The following is a 602-nucleotide window of genomic DNA, read 5'->3' as shown; positions in this document are numbered from 1 at the left end:
AAAAGTTGCCATTGTTGCCTGCATGAGAAAGATGGTTGTTATCTTAAATTCAATGCTAAGAGATGGTGTTATGTGGGATACAGATAGCCTCAAAAATTAACTATTGACGCCATAGTCTCTTGTTATGCCGTTACTTTTTGTTTTAACTGAACTTCTACCGCTTTTGAACCGTCGGAAAGTATGAAGAAGGCTGAATCAAAACGTTGAATCACATTAAAGCCTAGTGCCTTAAAAACAGCGACATTACCTGTTTGCTCAACACACCAAACCGAAACTGAGTTAATAGGCTTAAACTGTGTAACAACGAAATCGACGAGTTTTCTCGCTACACCTTTTTGGCGAAAACTTGGTGCAACTGCTAACGAGCCAATCTGCAATTCTGAGCCAACCTGTTTAGCTTCAACTACTCCAACTAAAACCTGATCAACATGGAAACCAAAGCAACTCCACTCACTTTTAGCACTGTTTTTATTGCTAACTGCGAGCTCAGTTGGCCTGTAAACTTGACGAAGTTCATCTAAGCAACACTCTGACAGTTCAACCACTGATTTTTCGTTTGAATCAAGCTGCTTGATCATCAATTTCACCTTAGGCATAACGCC

The 602-nt window shown here is 40.0% G+C and carries 1 protein-coding gene and 1 pseudogene; one reads left to right on the top strand and one right to left on the bottom strand.

Annotated elements, in window-relative coordinates; genetic code table 11:
• Positions 1–100: pseudogene (locus tag FKN16_RS24375) on the top strand (IS110 family transposase); the annotation flags it as partial.
• 22 nt (positions 101–122) lie between these two features.
• On the opposite strand, the gene FKN16_RS24370 reads toward FKN16_RS24375, so the two are convergent.
• Positions 123–578, bottom strand: a complete 456-nt coding sequence (locus FKN16_RS24370) for a GNAT family N-acetyltransferase (RefSeq protein WP_170903748.1) — start codon at positions 576–578, stop codon at positions 123–125.
• Positions 579–602: the final 24 nt, after the last annotated feature.

Source organism: Vibrio sp. 11-4(1), from assembly GCF_013048625.1.
GTDB lineage: Bacteria > Pseudomonadota > Gammaproteobacteria > Enterobacterales > Vibrionaceae > Vibrio > Vibrio diabolicus.
The sequence above is the reverse complement of the archived record's forward strand: the minus strand, read 5'-3'. Positions and strand labels throughout refer to the sequence as shown.

Bases quoted from the DNA above. Each gene is read 5' to 3' on its own strand.
- FKN16_RS24370 (WP_170903748.1), bottom strand. From the start codon at position 578: ATGATCAAGCAGCTTGATTCAAACGAAAAATCAGTGGTTGAACTGTCA.